Origin of the sequence: Pauljensenia sp. 20925_1_27 (assembly GCF_041432835.1) — a bacterium.
Classification (GTDB): Bacteria; Actinomycetota; Actinomycetes; order Actinomycetales; family Actinomycetaceae; genus Pauljensenia.
This window is the reverse complement of record NZ_JAPWAH010000002.1, coordinates 207316-221858: the sequence shown is the minus strand read 5'-3', so window position 1 is coordinate 221858 and position 14543 is coordinate 207316. Positions and strand designations below refer to the sequence as shown.

The window sequence follows — 14543 nt, the reverse complement described above, 5'->3', positions numbered from 1 at the left end:
ATCGTGCGAGAGATAGCCCTGGACACCCAAGCCGCCACCACCGTCGCCATCGTTGACGATGGCAGCGTCATCGCCCGCGCCCACAACGATTCCGGGCGTCACCACGCCGAATCGATCACCCCGCTCGTGCGCGAGGCCCTTGAGGCCGCCGGACTGCCCGCCCAGCTCACGCAGGCCGGCATTGATCGCATCCTCGTGGGCACCGGCCCCGCGCCCTTCACGGGTCTGCGCGCGGGCCTCGTCTCCGCCCGCGTCCTCGCCGCCGTGGCAGGCGTGCCCGCGTACGGCGTGTCCGCCCTCGACGTCATCGCCCGCCAGGGCCTCGACCTGCTCGCCCCCGACGCCCGCGTCTACGCGATCGCCGACGCGCGCCGCCGCGAACTCTACTGGGGGGCCTTTGTCGCCGCCGGACCCGACGACGTCACCCTCAAGGGACGCCTCGAGGTGGGCGACGTTTCCACGCTGCTGAGCGCCATGCGCTCCGCCCCCGGCCTCGTCGTCGCCGGAGCGCCGATCCCCGCGCACAGCGCCGACGCGCTCGCTCGCGCCGACCTCGGCCCCCAGGTGAGCCTCGATCCCGCGGTCATGAGCCGTATCGTCGCCACGCGCCTGTCGCGCGGCGAGGAGGACCGCCTGCGCACCGATCCCCTCTACCTGCGTCGCCCGGACATTCAGGGCCAGCCCACCGCGCGCCTGTGAACGCCGCGCTGCGCGTCGCGGGACGAGGCGACCTCGACCTTGTCGCCACCCTCGAGGCCGAGATCTTCGCGGAAGACCCCTGGACCCCCTTCATGATCGCCGAAGAACTCTCGTCCCCGGCCTCACGATACTGGATTGCCACGGATGCCTCCGGAGACGTCGTCGGATACGGCGGTGTCAAAGTCGGGGGAGACCAGGCCGACGTCATGACGATCGGCGTGCGTTCCCACGCGCGCGGGCAAGGCTACGGCGGGGCCATCCTGGACACCCTTCTGGCGTGGTCGCGCGAGGCGGGGGCGCGCGAGATCTTCCTCGACGTTCGTCCCTCAAACGAGGGGGCAATCGGCCTGTACGAATCGCGTGGATTCGCCGAAATTGGGCGCCGTCCCCGCTACTTCCGCAATCCGGTCGAAGAGGCCATCGAGATGAGGGCACCCCTGACCTGAGGAGATGCGATCACCACCACCAAATAGGTGCGGTCGGTGTATCAAAATTCGTGCCTTTCGACCCCTGTTTATGGGGCCGATGGTCCTAGGTGTTTTCCTTGCAATCGCGGGGCAACGAGCGCCAGATAACCGCGGAAAATAGCGGAAAATGACAGCGTGTCGACAAGGGGTGCGCGGGTCCTCGTGCCATGGTCCTACGAGGCGGACGAAAAGCGTCGATATGCTCATTCCATGGCCACTCAAAATGTCGCAACGAAGAAGCGCCGCGCGTGGACCACCAGCGTCTTTATTAAGCAGCTGATGGCCGTCTCGGGCTTCGTTTTCGTTTTCTTCTTGCTGTTCCACTCCTACGGCAACCTCAAGATGTTCCTGGGCGCGCAGGTCTACAACGACTACGCGCACTGGCTGCATGAAGAGGCTTTCGTGCCGATCTTCCCGCACGGCGGATTCATCTGGGTCTTCCGCGCCGCCATGGTGCTCATGCTCGTGATCCACCTGTGGGCCGCCGCCTACACGTGGAAGCGCTCGCGCCGCGCTCGCTCCACCCGCTACGTCGTCAAGAAGTCCGTCACGGACTCCTACGCGGCCCGCACCATGCGCATGAGCGGTGTCCTCATCCTGCTGATCCTGATCTTCCACATCGCTCACTTCACCACCGTGAGCCTGCCCGCGAAGGTCGCGAACTTCGGTGCTGACGTCACCACCCCCTACGACCGCATGATCGCGTCCTTCCAGTCGCCGGTCCTCGTGATCCTCTACGCCGTGTTCGTCGGCTGCGCGTGCATCCACGTCTCCCACGGCTTCTGGTCCATGTTCCAGTCGCTCGGCTGGGTGCGTCCCGCCACCCGCAAGCCTCTGGTTGTCCTCTCGGGCCTGGTCGGTCTGGTCATCTTCGTGATGTTCATGGCCCCGCCCGTCGCCATCGTCACCGGCTTGATCCACTGAGGAAGGGCACGCAATCATGACCGATACACTCATCCACGGCCTCTACCGTGAAGGCGAGAAGATCGCCGACGCGAAGGCCCCCCACGACGTCCCGATCGCGCAGCGCTGGGAGCAGCGTAAGTTCACCGCCGCGCTGGTCAACCCCGCCAACCGCCGCAAGCTGCGCGTTATCATCGTCGGCTCCGGCCTCGCGGGCGGCGCTGCCGCCGCCTCTCTCGGCGAAATGGGCTACAACGTCGACGTGTTCTTCTACCAGGACTCCGCCCGCCGCGCGCACTCCATCGCCGCGCAGGGTGGTATCAACGCCGCGAAGAACTACCGCAACGACAACGACTCCGTCTACCGTCTCTTCTACGACACGGTCAAGGGCGGCGACTACCGCGCCCGTGAGGACAACGTCTACCGCCTCGCCGAGGTCAGCGCCAACATCATCGACCAGTGCGTCGCGCAGGGCGTTCCCTTCGCCCGCGAGTACGGCGGCCTCCTCGACAACCGCTCCTTCGGTGGCGTGCAGGTGTCCCGTACATTCTACGCGCGTGGCCAGACCGGCCAGCAGCTCCTGATCGGCGCCTACCAGGCGCTCGAGCGTCAGGTCGCCGCGGGCACCGTCACCGAGCACTCGCGTCACGAGATGGTTGAGCTCATTGTCGACGAGGGCAAGGCGCGCGGCATCATCGCCCGCGACATGTCCACCGGCAAGCTCGAAACCTTCATTGCCGACGCGGTTGTCCTCGCCACCGGCGGCTACGGCAACGTGTTCTTCCTGTCCACCAACGCGATGGGCTGCAACGGGACCGCCATCTGGCGTGCGTACCGCAAGGGCGCCTACTTCGGCAACCCTTGCTTCACGCAGATCCACCCCACGTGCATCCCCCAGCACGGCGACCAGCAGTCGAAGCTGACCCTCATGTCGGAGTCGCTGCGTAACGACGGCCGCATCTGGGTGCCGAAGCGCGCCGAGGACTGCGAGAAGGACCCGCGCGACATCCCCGAAGAGGATCGCGACTACTACCTGGAGCGCATCTACCCCTCCTTCGGTAACCTCGTGCCCCGCGACATCGCGTCGCGTCAGGCCAAGAACATGTGCGACGAGGGCCGTGGCGTCGGCCCGAAGATCGACGGTGTCGCCCGCGGCGTCTACCTCGACTTCTCCGAGGCCATCTCCCGCATGGGCAAGGCGGCCGTCTCCGCGAAGTACGGCAACCTCTTCGACATGTACGAGCGCATCACGGGCGACAACCCCTACGAGGTGCCGATGCGCATCTACCCGGCCGTCCACTACACCATGGGTGGCCTGTGGGTGGACTACGACCTCGAGTCGAACCTGCCCGGTCTGTACGTGGCCGGCGAGGCGAACTTCTCCGACCACGGCGCAAACCGCCTGGGTGCCTCGGCGCTCATGCAGGGCCTGTCGGACGGCTACTTCGTCCTGCCCAACACGATCAACGACTACCTGGCGCACTGCTTCCACCTGCCCAAGCTGGACGAGAACTCGCCTTCCGTCAAGGAAGCTCTCGAGTCCGCTCAGGGACGCATCGACACCCTCATGTCGATCAATGGCACGCGCTCCGTGGACTCGTTCCACAAGGAGCTGGGCAAGATCATGTGGGAGTACTGCGGCATGGAGCGCACCGAGGCGGGCCTGAAGAAGGCCATCGGTCTGATCCGTGAGCTGCGCGCCGACTACTGGAAGAACGTTCGCGTTCCCGGCAAGTCGATCGGCGAACTCAACCAGTCCCTCGAGAAGGCCGGCCGCGTGGCTGACTTCATGGAGCTGGGCGAGCTCATGTGCATCGACGCCCTGCACCGCGAAGAGTCGTGCGGCGGCCACTTCCGCGCGGAGTCCCAGACTCCCGAGGGCGAGGCCCTGCGTCACGACGACAAGTTCCTGTACGTGGCGGCCTGGGAGTTTGCCGGCGACGGCGAGCCCCCGATCCTCCACAAGGAAGACCTGATTTACAACGACATCGAGCTGAAGCAGCGGAGCTACAAGTGAACCTGACACTGAGGATCTGGCGCCAAAACGGTCCCGAAGACAAGGGCGCAATTCATGAATACCAGGTGAAGGGAATCTCGGAAGAGTCCTCGTTCCTGGAGATGCTCGACGTCCTGAACGAAGAGCTCTTCGCGCGCGGCGAGGAACCCATCGCCTTCGACTCCGACTGCCGCGAGGGTATCTGCGGTCAGTGTGGCATCGTCATCAACGGTATCGCGCACGGCCCGGAGGTCACCACGACCTGCCAGCTGCACATGCGTTCCTTCAACGATGGTGACGTCATCACGATCGAGCCGTGGCGTGCAGAGGGCTTCCCGATTATCAAGGACCTCGTGGTCAACCGCTCCGCGCTGGATCGCATCATCCAGGCCGGAGGCTACATTTCCGTGAACACGGGTGCAGCCCCCGACGCGCACGCGACCCCGGTCCCGAAGCAGGATGCGGATCGTGCGTTCGAGGCTGCCGCCTGCATCGGCTGTGGTGCATGCGTGGCTGCCTGCCCGAACGCGTCCGCGATGCTGTTCACCTCCGCGAAGGTCACGCACCTCGGCCTGCTTCCGCAGGGCAAGCCCGAGAACTACAAGCGCGTGGTCAACATGCTCAACCAGATGGACGAGGAGGGCTTCGGCTCCTGCTCCAACATCGGTGAGTGCGCGGCGGTCTGCCCCAAGCAGATCCCGCTCGACGTGATCGCAAACCTCAACCGCCAGCTCGGCAAGGCTGCCTTCAAGGGCGTCTGATCGATCTGGAGTGGCCTCACGGAGGGCCCGGCGCGTATGCGCCGGGCCCTCCCGCTGTTGTCGGCCTTCGTAGCATTGTCTGGTCGTCGTCACAGGCACGCCGCGGCCTTGTCCAAAGTACGAGTAGCGCCGCGGCTTGCGGCGTATGATGAAAGGGTCATCGGCTCAGAGAGGAGTCCTGCCATGCAATTCGATGAAAACGGCCCGAACACGCACACACGGCGCTATTGGGTCAGCGCGACCATCGGCATCACGGCGATGATCGTCTTTGCGATCCTGTCGGTCCTCCTGCTCCTGGGCGTTCTCTTTGGCTCTGCGCAGATCAAGCCGATTGCGGATTCGCTCTTCCCCTGGAGCCTGCTGGTCTTTGCCATTGCGGGCGTCGCGATGTTCGTTGCGAACGCGCGTTCCAGCGACCAGATCGACGCCGACTCCTGACTCGCGGCGCCAAGGCGGAGCGCGTGTGCGGCGGCGGTCGCACGCGAGGCATAAACTAGGGACGTGAGTGAACCCCTGGTCCTTGGTATTGAGTCAACCTGCGATGAGACCGGCGTCGGCCTCGTACGCGGTACGCAGCTGCTCGTCGACCGTACGGCGACGTCGATGGATGAATACGCCCGCTACGGCGGCATCATCCCCGAGATTGCTTCGCGCGCGCACCTGGAGTCTTTCCTGCCGACACTGCACGCTGCGCTCGACGAGGCGGGCGTTACCCTCGCGGATATCGACGCGATTGCGGTTGCTGCCGGACCGGGTCTGGTCGGTTCTCTGACGGTTGGCATTTGCGCGGCGAAGGCCCTGGCCTCGTCCCTGGGCAAGCCCCTGTACGGCGTCAACCACGTGATCGGCCACCTCGCGGTCGATAAGCTCGCCGAAGGACCGCTGCCCGATCACTTTATCGGCCTCGTCGTCTCGGGTGGGCACTCGAACATCCTCGAGATCCGTAATATCGCGACGGACGTCGTCGAGCTCGGCGGGACCCTGGACGATGCTGCCGGCGAGGCCTTCGACAAGGTCGGGCGTCTCCTCAACCTGCCCTACCCGGGCGGCCCGCACGTGGACCGCCTATCCCAGCAGGGGGACCGCGAGGCAATCCGTTTCCCGCGCGGCCTGGCCGCAGGCAAGGACAAGGAACGCCACAAGTACGACTTCTCGTTCTCGGGACTGAAGACGGCTGTCGCCCGCTACATCGAGGGTGCGACCGCACGAGGCGAGAGTGTCAGCAAGGAAAACGTCTGCGCGGCGTTCTCTGAGGCAGTTAACGACTCTCTGACGGCGAAGGCTGTGCGAGCGGCCTTGGACACCGGGTGCAATACGATCGTCGTGGGCGGTGGTTTCTCCGCGAATTCGCGTCTGCGCGCCCTCCTGACGGAGCGAGCCGAGGCCGCGGGTGTCGCCGTGCGTATGCCTCCGCTGCGCTTCTGCACGGACAATGGCGCTCAGATCGCTGCGATTGGCTCGGAGCTGGTCGCGGCAGGCCTACCGCCCTCGGATTGGGATTTCTCTCCGGACTCGGGCATGGAGCTGACGACGACCTACATGGCGCCCCGCGCCTGAAGCTGGCGCGCTGTTAGCGCAGGCCGGCCACGAAGCTTTCGGCGATCGAGCTCCACGAGGTGTAGAAGCCACCCACCATGTTGGAGGCAATGCCGATGAGTGCCGCGGCGCTCCCGACTGCGGTGCCCAGCGCGGTGAGTCGTGCCAGGTATGCGAGCGCGCTCAGTGCTGGGGCGGGGAGTGCGTTGAACCGATCCGAGCGCTGCGCGCGGTGACGCGCGTGGTGCTCGCCGTGCTCCTCGTCGGTCCTTTCCTCGTGGCGCTGCGGCTGCCAGCTCGGCGCGAAGTGCCAGGCGAGTACGAGGGAGATCAGAACCCCGACGATGAGGATGCCGAGCGTCACGTAGCCGTTCGGGGCGGTTGGCCGAACTTCGTGGGTCACGGTGGTGACCGGAACGACGGATTCGTAGGCCTCGGATGACTGAGCGGTAGCCGCCGTCGGCGTGGAACCTACGGCGCGGGCGACGCGATCAGAAGAACCCCACCAGGCCAGCAGGTTGGGGATGTGTTCGCTCCAGAGGGGGCCCGTATGTCCGCCGGTCGGCGGGACATCCGTGGTGACCGAGTCAGGATCTTTGACGGCCGAAGCCATCTTGAGAGCGGTGTAGGCGCCGCCAACCGCGTCGTCTCCGGCTGCCATCGCGTAGATGCGCAGCCCGTCCGGCGTACGATTCGCCAGCATGGTCGACAGCGTGTTGTCAGCGAGGTACTGGTCCCCCTGGTTGGTCATCTGTCCCTCGATCTGCGTGTCGTAGCCGGACAGCGACGCGGCAGCCCCGTAGGTCTGCGGGGTACGCAGAGCGGTCCAGATCGCGCAGTAGGCGCCTGCGGAGAAGCCGCCGATCATCCAGCCATCGCGGTTGGACGTCGTGTTGGGGAAGTTGTGCCGAATCATCTCGGGGACATCGTGGGAGACCCACGTATACACGGCTGGGCGCCCTTCGATGTCAGCGCAGTCGTGCGCTTCTTCATCGACGTTGAGACCGGGGGCGACGACGATCGCCGGCGGGATGATGCCGGCGGCAATGGCCTTGTCCAGTTCCTGTTGGATACCGAGGCCTTGCAGGATTCCGTCGGGTCCGCCCGGGTAACCGTGCAGGAGCTCGATAACGCCGTAGCTCTTGCCATCGTTCGTTGAATAGCCGGTCGGTGTAATGACGTCAACCGGTTGGGTAATACCGCTCGATGGGCCGGTCCAGGTGGTTTCCAGCATTCCGTCGTCGGCGGTCGTGAAGGTTGCATCGAATTCGGATGCGGGAGCCGACTGCGCCTCGACGTCGGCTTCACCGCCGGTTTGGGTGGTTGAGCCGACGACGGTCGACATGATGAGGTTTCCCAGGTCGCCGCTGGTTTTCACGAGGACGAGCGAACGATTGAAGACCAGCCCACCCGCCGACGCGAGGAGGATTGTGGGGACGAGGAGGATGGCGGTGCGACCCAGCCATCGCCTCGCGCGTCCCGGGCAGCGCGAGGGCTCAGAGCGCGCCAGCAGGGCCGCCCCTCCCAGCAGGGCGGCGAGGGCGAGCGCTCCGACAACGACGAGTGTTGTTAGCGAGGTCAGCGGGATGTTTCCAATAACGCTCATTGCTTGTCCTTTCCGGCCTGGGCCTGCGCGCCCTCGCGTGAGGCCGCGCGCGTGGACCGCAGATCGCCGACGCCCTTCGCGGCGAGTTTGGTCAGTCCGCCGCTGACCGAAGCGAGAAGCGTGAGGGTCTGCGCGGGGGATACGTGGGGCACGTATGCGTGCGAGATGGCCAGGCCGACGGTTGCGAGTGAGGCCGGATCCGGCACCGCTAGATAGAGGGACTGTGTGCGGGGCTTGAACTTGCGCTTGAACGCGTGCAGCGATGTGAAGCCGTAGAGCGGCTCCATGATCGCCGCGAGTGCGTCGGTGAGAGGCCCGAACGCCGAGGTGTCGTCGGCCGAGCGTGACAGGGGAGCGCCCGACAGGGAGAGAATCTCCAGGCCTTCCTCCTGTGCGGCCAGGGCCGCTTTGCCGATGAGGAACTCGATCGCGGGGCGCCACCCGCTCGTGCGCCGACGCATGACGTCCAGGGTGAGGCCGATGACCGTTCCGTCGCGGTAGATCGGCAGCCATGAGGTCACGGCGTGGATCGTCGATTCCTCGTCGATGGCGACCAGGATGCGCGTCTCGGGAACCGCGAGCTCGCGCACACCGCCGAGCGTAAAGCTCATCTCGGGCAGGGCCTTGTCGGCGCTCCACGTGTTGGAAATGGCGGTGATCTGGTCGCGCCACCCCGCCGGGCACTCGTCCCAGGTGGTCCACACAGCCGACACGCCCTCGCGGGTCGCGTGGTTCATGGCGGTGCGCACGTCCTGGTAGGCCTTGCCCTTAAAGGCAAGATCGGGCAGGTCGAGCAGGGATTCTTCAGCGACCTGCATGATCGTCCAGCCCTCCTCACGCGCGGCCTGCGCGAGTTCTTCGTGGACCGAGTAGAGCGCGGGGGTCAGGCCCGCGGAGGACGCGAAGGACGCGAACTGTGCGATGGCTTCGGTGGCCTTGCCCGGTTCGTACGCGAGGTCGGTGACCGTCAGCGCGACGCCGCCCGACCCGCGGTAGGCGGCCCCCGCCTCGCCCGACTCAGACACCCACACCTGGTTGCCCGCCCACGTTTGCATCCATCCGAGCGTGCCGCCGCCGTGGGCGCGCAGGAGCGGCGTGAGGCGCTCGAGCGGCGAGGACTGCGGGATACGAGGCCTGGCCAGCAGCGCGCTCAGGATGATCACGAGCGTGCCCACCCAGGCGACGAGAGGCACCCACTGGACCGGTGCCTCGGCGAAGAGGGTCATCGGAACGAGGGACGGCTCGAAGATCGAGGCGGTTGCCGTGGGGAGCAGAGCGAGCACGTAATCGTGGAAGATCTGCAACGGCGAAGCGTAGTAGGCGGATGTCAGATCGTCGCCGGAGTTGATAGCGTCGAGGGGAACGAACGAGTCGCTCGTGAGGAAACCGAGGACGAGGACGGCGCCCGCGCAGGCCGCCATGAGGATCAGCCAGCGGCGCAGCAGGGTCGAGGTCGTGGAGGGCACCGCGTGGATGGTGAAGGAGCGGCGCACCGACCACGTGATGGCGCACAGGGCGATGTTGAGGATGACGGGGACGAGGAGGAGCGACGCTGTTGTCACGAGCTCGGGCCGGGCCATGCCGTTCTCGTCTGTGCCCTGGGCGAGGGCAGTAGCCGTCGACGCGACGGTCGAGAGGCCGAGAACGAGCTGCAGGATGAGGGTGCCGTAGTAGGCGGCGCGCCGACCCTTACGCAAGCCGTAGGCGAAGATGAGCTGAAGTGTGATGGGTGCCAGACACAGGAGGGTTGCGATGATGCCCGTGCGGCCCTCGAGCCACCATGCGGGTCCCAGCGACCAGCGCATCTGCCCGAGGGGGCCCTCGGGGGACGAGGCTACGACCGTCAGGGTGGCCGCGCACGCCCAGCACAGGGCGGAGACGGAGGCGAGCTGGCGGCCGATCGTGATGTCGTCGAGGGAGTCGGTGTGCGGGCCGCGCACGCCAGCAAGCCGCGCGGCCACCATGCCCGCGAGGAGAGCCCACACGCGCGCGTAGGAGATCGCGGACCCGAGGATTGCGGCAGACAGGACGAGGATGCCGATGAGAAGGAAACGGGCGCGCCAGCGCCAGTGGGAGGCCAGCGATTGCGCGGCCGCACCCACGAGCGCGACGAGGACGAGGCTGGTGCCCCACAGGCTTCCCGCGTCGATGGTGTGTCCCCAGGTGGAGAAGAAACGGGTGAGGAGCGGCAGCGTCAGCCAGGTGGCGGCGACGCCGACGACCTGTCCGGCCGCGGCGGCGGCGATCCACGCGCGGGTACCCAGGTGCCGCTCGGCCGCACCGCCCGCGACGATCATAACGATGATGCCGAGCACGGCCGTCGCGATGAAGCTGCCGGGAACCGCGCCGACGGAGGAGAGGATGGCCCACCAGTGGGGGCTGGACGGGTCGGCTTCGAGGGCCTGGAACTGGCCGCGCCACACCCAGTAGGACGCCGAGGTGATCATGAGCGCGACAGTCAGGACCGCAGTGGCGGGGCAGCGTGAGAGCCAGCGGACGGTGAGTCGCGTGAGTGAGGAGAGTAGGAGCCAGAGTGTCTGCAGGGTGGCGCCGATTGGGGCGAGGACCTTGGCGAGCGCAGATGGTTCGTGTTCAGATTCGGGTGACTGCGTTGCTTCCTGCACCACGGGCGAGTGTCCTCTCAGCTTCAGTTTAACGGCCGCTTTAAGGATACGGCGGTGTTCTGGGAGTGCGCTGACAGTGTGCTGGGAACGTGTGGCGATGATGACAAACCCCACGCCCGGGTGGAGGCGTGGGGCACATGTCGGCTGAGTTCAGGCGTTCAGAGTCGCGAATTCGGCGAGGGCGAGGGGGCGTCCAGCGCTCATTTCGGCGCGCATGAGATCCACCACTGCGTCGAGGCCCTGACCGGGGCGGGCAGCCGCGGCGACGGCGCGCTGACGCTCATAGGACGCGCCGATCGCCAGGATCGTCTCGAGGCCCGCGAACTCGCGCGCGCATCCCAGGTCCTCGGCGACGGGGGCCAGTTCCTCCTTCAGTCGTGCGATGCCGTCACGGGCGCTCTCGGTGGTGCCGTCGCGCGAGACGATGAGGGTCGCATCCATGCCGTAGCGGGCGGAGCGCCACTTGTTTTCGGCGACGAACCAGTCCGGCAGGACGGGCAGCGGCTCGCCCGCGTCGTACAGGCGCGAGAAGTGCTCGACGAGGACGTGGGTGAAGGCCGCGAAAATGCCGACCTCGGTCGCATTCGTCGCCGCGTCGTACACCCGGTTCTCGATCGTGCCGAAGGCAGGGGAGGGGCGGATGTCCCAGCGGACCTCGTCGAATCCCTCGATGACACCCGTGCGGATCATGTCGTCCGTGTAGGCCTCAAGGTCCTCCCACGTGGCGAACTGGCGCGGGATGCCGGCGGTGGGAAGCTGCTGGAAGACCATCGCGCGATTGGATGCGTAGCCGGTGTCCTCACCCGCCCAGAAGGGGGAGGACGCGGAGATGGCCTGCAGGTGGCCCAGGTGCGCGGTGAGGGCGGCCTGGATCGGCAGGATCTTCGCGCGGTCCTCGACGCCGACGTGGACGTGGACGCCGTACAGGAGCATCTGGTGTCCCCAGTAGGCGGTGCGCTCGACCAGCTGCGCGTAACGCTGCGAATCGGTGACGCGTTGGCGGCCGGGGCGTGCGAAGGGGTGCGTGCCGGCGGTCGCCAGGTCAATGCGCAGGTCCGAGGCCAGCGGAGTCAGGTAGTTCACGCAATCCATGAGGTCGGCCATGCACTCGGCGACGGTCGCGCGTGGCTTCGAGACGACCTCGATCGTATTGAGCAGCATCTCGCGGTGCACGCCCGGGTAGAGCTTGCCGTCGCTCGTCGCGCGGTCGATGATGGCGTCCGCGCTCTGACGCAGGTCGTGGGAATCACGGTCAACGAGCTGGAGCTCCCACTCGATACCAATCGTGGAGCGCTGGGAGGAACCGAAGGGCAAAGACATGTCGATCCTTTCGCTGGCTGCCTCCATTCTGGCAGGCAGGGACCCAGTGGCGGCCGAGAGCTTCCTTACAGGTTTTTAGCCAACCGTCGGCAGATGATCGCGCGGTGACGCCCGTCGACGCGCGTCGCGATGACGGTCAGCTGCTCGCCTCCGCCGCCCAATTTCAAGGATTTACGCAGGTCGTCCGGGTTGATGTCCGCTCCGCGCTTCTTGATTTCGACGCTGCCCGCCCCGCGCGAGCGCAGCTCGACAGAAATTGCCTTTGCCCGCAGGTTGGTCACCGCGAGGACCTCGAAACGGTCAAAGAAGGGGGAGTCGGGCAGGTCATCCCCTGTCAGGTAGGCGATCTTGTCGGAGACGATGCCGGCTCCGACGTCCTGTGCGAGGCGTCCGAGGAGCCCCGCGCGGATGACCGCGCTGTCGGGCTCGGCAACCATCGCGCCCAGGGGAGCGACCTCAACGCGGGGCGCGGGCGCGTTCGGCGCGAAGCCCTCGGGCGTGGAAAGCGAATGGGCGGCCCCGGCCTCGTCGAGGAGGAGGCACGAACGGCCCCGCCCCTCGGGGGACAGCGCGGGAGACCAGAGCGAGGCCTCGACGAGGTCACCGCCCACGCTCACCCACTGTGCATGCCAGGAGGAGGGGATGTGCTCGTAGGCGATGCCCGGCGCCACCTTGATGCCGACGCGGTCGATCGTGGAGGCCCAGCCGAGGGCGAGAGAGAGGGGAGGCGACCACTGCTCCGGGTCCGTGATGCGCGCCGATCCGCGCGAGGCTCCCGTGCGTCGGGCGGGATCCGCGAAGATTGCGTCGATGCCCTCGGCGGCGAGTTCGCCCATGTCGAGGTCGGTGACGTCCCCCAGGCGCACCTCGGATCCCTCGAAGGCGCGCAGGTTCGCGGCGACGGCCCCCGCGGCGTCGGGGTCGATGTCGACGGCTAGCACGTCCATGCCGAGGCCGGCGATCGCCATGGCGTCCGATCCGATGCCGCAGCCCAGGTCCGCGACGCGGCTCGCCCCGCAGTCCCGGAATCGCTGGGCATGCCGGGCGGCCACGACGAGGCGCGTGGCCTGCTCGAGGCCGTCGCGCGTGAACACCATGTGCGAGGCGAAGGGGCCGAACTTGGCGCGCGCAGCCTGGCGCAGGGCGAGCTGGGTGAGGACGGCGACCACCAGCTCCGCGTCGAGGCCGGAGGCTCGCAGGGCAGAGCCGAGCTCCGGCAGGGGAATCGGGTTGGTGGCCTGCTTGGCCTGCAGGGATTCCAGCAGCTCCCAGCCGGGGGAGGACAGAATTGGGGTCAGGGCGCTCACCTGCTCATTGTCCCATCTCTTCGGCGGCGAGGTCGTCTGTGGGTGTGCGGTCGGGTGCGGATAGTGCGGGCCGAGTCTCGCCCAGGGTGAACGCGCCTGGCACTCGGCTTGCCCGAGTGCCAGGACCGCGCCTACACTCGTGGAGGAAGCGCGGGAAAACCCGCGACCGGTCCCGCACCTGACCCCCGCGACGGCAGGGAACGGACGAGCACCTTCGTGACAAAAAAGAAAGGGAGCGACAATGTCGATCTCCATCAAGCCCCTCGAGGACCGCATCGTCATCCGCCAGGTTGAGGCCGAGCAGACCACCGCCTCCGGCCTGGTCATTCCGGACACCGCCAAGGAGAAGCCGCAGGAAGGCGAAGTTATCGCCGTGGGCCCCGGCCGCGTGGACGACAACGGCAACCGCATTCCCGTCGACGTCAAGGTCGGCGACGTGGTCATCTACTCGCGCTACGGCGGCACCGAGGTCAAGTACGACGGCCAGGAGTTCCAGATCCTGTCCTCGCGTGACGTGCTGGCGGTCGTGGAGCGCTGAGCGCTTCGCATACTGAACGCTACAGGGGCGGCCCGGAAGGAATCCTTCCGGGCCGCCCTTTTTGTTTGTGTTCCCCGCGCCGCTCGTCATCGGGGGTAAAGGATAAAGGGTTAAAGGACAAAATGTATTTATTTTGTGGCGACTTTTCGGCTTGTTAGTGCGGAAAAATCGGTATTGAAGGTGGCGTGAGCCAACGTGAAGGATAGACAAACGCGTTGGTTTCGTGGTGACTTTTCGGTTTGCTGGTTGTCGAAAATTAACATTGAAGGTGGTTGTTTCGTCGTGGGGTTATGAATACCCCCGCATGCCCGGTGTGTGGGCGAACGCGTGGCCTGGTTTGGGTACTCAGGTTCAGGGGTGCAGTTCGCCGGCGTGCTAGCTGCCTGCGCTCCTCGCCGCGCACGTGGGCCCGCTAATGCGCACGTGGGCCCGCTAAATCACGCCTGGGCAGCCCGCCCATACTCCAAATAGAGGGTTGATGTGCGATACCGCGGGTTAGCGCTTGCATGAGCGGGTTCGCGTGCAAGCTGTACATGAGGCCAGGCACCGTTGTGCCCAAAACGCAGACCACCTCGCCCACGACAGACCGTTTTCAACGTTTTTCGCCGAGGTGGTCTGCGATTTGGGCACCTCACTGCTCTGAATCACGACCTGAGCGCCTCGAACCGTGACTTCACCGCCCCGAACCGTGACTTCACCGCCCTGAATCACGACCTCACCGCTACCAAACAGGGGGATTTGCATCACTAGGGGCGCGACATGCCGGCGACACGCCGAAAGGAGGCT

General features: G+C 66.4%; 12 protein-coding genes. 8 read left to right on the top strand and 4 right to left on the bottom strand.

What is annotated here, in order from left to right:
- The first annotated feature begins 3 nt into the window (after positions 1–3).
- From tsaB to tsaD, 7 genes are all read left to right on the top strand, one after another.
- Positions 4–699 (top strand): tRNA (adenosine(37)-N6)-threonylcarbamoyltransferase complex dimerization subunit type 1 TsaB, encoded by a 696-nt coding sequence (tsaB, locus tag O3684_RS02500; RefSeq protein WP_500064912.1) that lies wholly within the window; start codon positions 4–6, stop codon positions 697–699.
- Positions 696–1145 (top strand): ribosomal protein S18-alanine N-acetyltransferase, encoded by a 450-nt coding sequence (gene rimI, locus O3684_RS02495; protein WP_500064911.1) that lies wholly within the window; start codon positions 696–698, stop codon positions 1143–1145. The genes tsaB and rimI overlap by 4 nt, the downstream gene beginning before the upstream one ends.
- A 231-nt stretch (positions 1146–1376) precedes the next feature.
- Positions 1377–2090, top strand: coding sequence for a succinate dehydrogenase cytochrome b subunit (locus O3684_RS02490; protein WP_034474786.1), 714 nt, complete (start codon positions 1377–1379; stop codon positions 2088–2090).
- A gap of 16 nt (positions 2091–2106) precedes the next feature.
- On the top strand, positions 2107–4086 hold the full coding sequence (locus O3684_RS02485; RefSeq protein ID WP_500062635.1) for a fumarate reductase/succinate dehydrogenase flavoprotein subunit: 1980 nt from the start codon (positions 2107–2109) through the stop codon (positions 4084–4086).
- The gene (locus O3684_RS02480) at positions 4083–4826 is read left to right on the top strand and encodes a succinate dehydrogenase/fumarate reductase iron-sulfur subunit (protein WP_016460287.1); all 744 of its coding nucleotides are present in this window, start codon (positions 4083–4085) and stop codon (positions 4824–4826) included. Before O3684_RS02485 ends, O3684_RS02480 begins: the two co-directional genes overlap by 4 nt.
- A 183-nt stretch (positions 4827–5009) precedes the next feature.
- Positions 5010–5264, top strand: a complete 255-nt coding sequence (locus tag O3684_RS02475) for a hypothetical protein (RefSeq protein WP_500064910.1) — start codon at positions 5010–5012, stop codon at positions 5262–5264.
- Between the two features lie 63 nt (positions 5265–5327).
- Positions 5328–6383 (top strand): tRNA (adenosine(37)-N6)-threonylcarbamoyltransferase complex transferase subunit TsaD, encoded by a 1056-nt coding sequence (tsaD, locus tag O3684_RS02470; protein WP_500064909.1) that lies wholly within the window; start codon positions 5328–5330, stop codon positions 6381–6383.
- A 13-nt stretch (positions 6384–6396) separates the two neighbouring features.
- Here tsaD and O3684_RS02465 read toward each other — a convergent pair whose 3' ends face one another.
- The 4 genes from O3684_RS02465 to O3684_RS02450 form a co-directional block, all read right to left on the bottom strand.
- A complete protein-coding gene (locus O3684_RS02465; RefSeq protein WP_500064907.1) occupies positions 6397–7968 on the bottom strand; it encodes an alpha/beta hydrolase in 1572 nt (523 codons plus the stop codon).
- Positions 7965–10595: a bifunctional lysylphosphatidylglycerol flippase/synthetase MprF gene (locus tag O3684_RS02460; protein ID WP_500064906.1), complete on the bottom strand. Its 2631-nt coding sequence runs from the start codon at positions 10593–10595 to the stop codon at positions 7965–7967. Before O3684_RS02460 ends, O3684_RS02465 begins: the two co-directional genes overlap by 4 nt.
- 147 nt (positions 10596–10742) lie before the next feature.
- Positions 10743–11912: a glutamate--cysteine ligase gene (locus O3684_RS02455; RefSeq protein ID WP_500064905.1), complete on the bottom strand. Its 1170-nt coding sequence runs from the start codon at positions 11910–11912 to the stop codon at positions 10743–10745.
- 65 nt (positions 11913–11977) lie between these two features.
- Positions 11978–13219, bottom strand: coding sequence for a THUMP-like domain-containing protein (locus tag O3684_RS02450; protein WP_500064904.1), 1242 nt, complete (start codon positions 13217–13219; stop codon positions 11978–11980).
- A 241-nt stretch (positions 13220–13460) separates the two neighbouring features.
- Between O3684_RS02450 and groES the strand changes: the two genes are divergently transcribed.
- Positions 13461–13757 (top strand): co-chaperone GroES, encoded by a 297-nt coding sequence (gene groES / locus O3684_RS02445; RefSeq protein WP_003790486.1) that lies wholly within the window; start codon positions 13461–13463, stop codon positions 13755–13757.
- Positions 13758–14543 lie beyond the last annotated feature (786 nt).

What these genes read in the sequence shown, in the direction of transcription:
- groES (WP_003790486.1), top strand. Translation starts at nt 13,461, where the DNA reads ATGTCGATCTCCATCAAGCCCCTCGAGGACCGCATCGTCATCCGCCAG.
- O3684_RS02490 (WP_034474786.1), top strand. Translation starts at nt 1,377, where the DNA reads ATGGCCACTCAAAATGTCGCAACGAAGAAGCGCCGCGCGTGGACCACC.
- O3684_RS02475 (WP_500064910.1), top strand. Translation starts at nt 5,010, where the DNA reads ATGCAATTCGATGAAAACGGCCCGAACACGCACACACGGCGCTATTGG.
- O3684_RS02465 (WP_500064907.1), bottom strand. Translation starts at nt 7,968, where the DNA reads ATGAGCGTTATTGGAAACATCCCGCTGACCTCGCTAACAACACTCGTC.
- O3684_RS02455 (WP_500064905.1), bottom strand. Translation starts at nt 11,912, where the DNA reads ATGTCTTTGCCCTTCGGTTCCTCCCAGCGCTCCACGATTGGTATCGAG.
- O3684_RS02485 (WP_500062635.1), top strand. Translation starts at nt 2,107, where the DNA reads ATGACCGATACACTCATCCACGGCCTCTACCGTGAAGGCGAGAAGATC.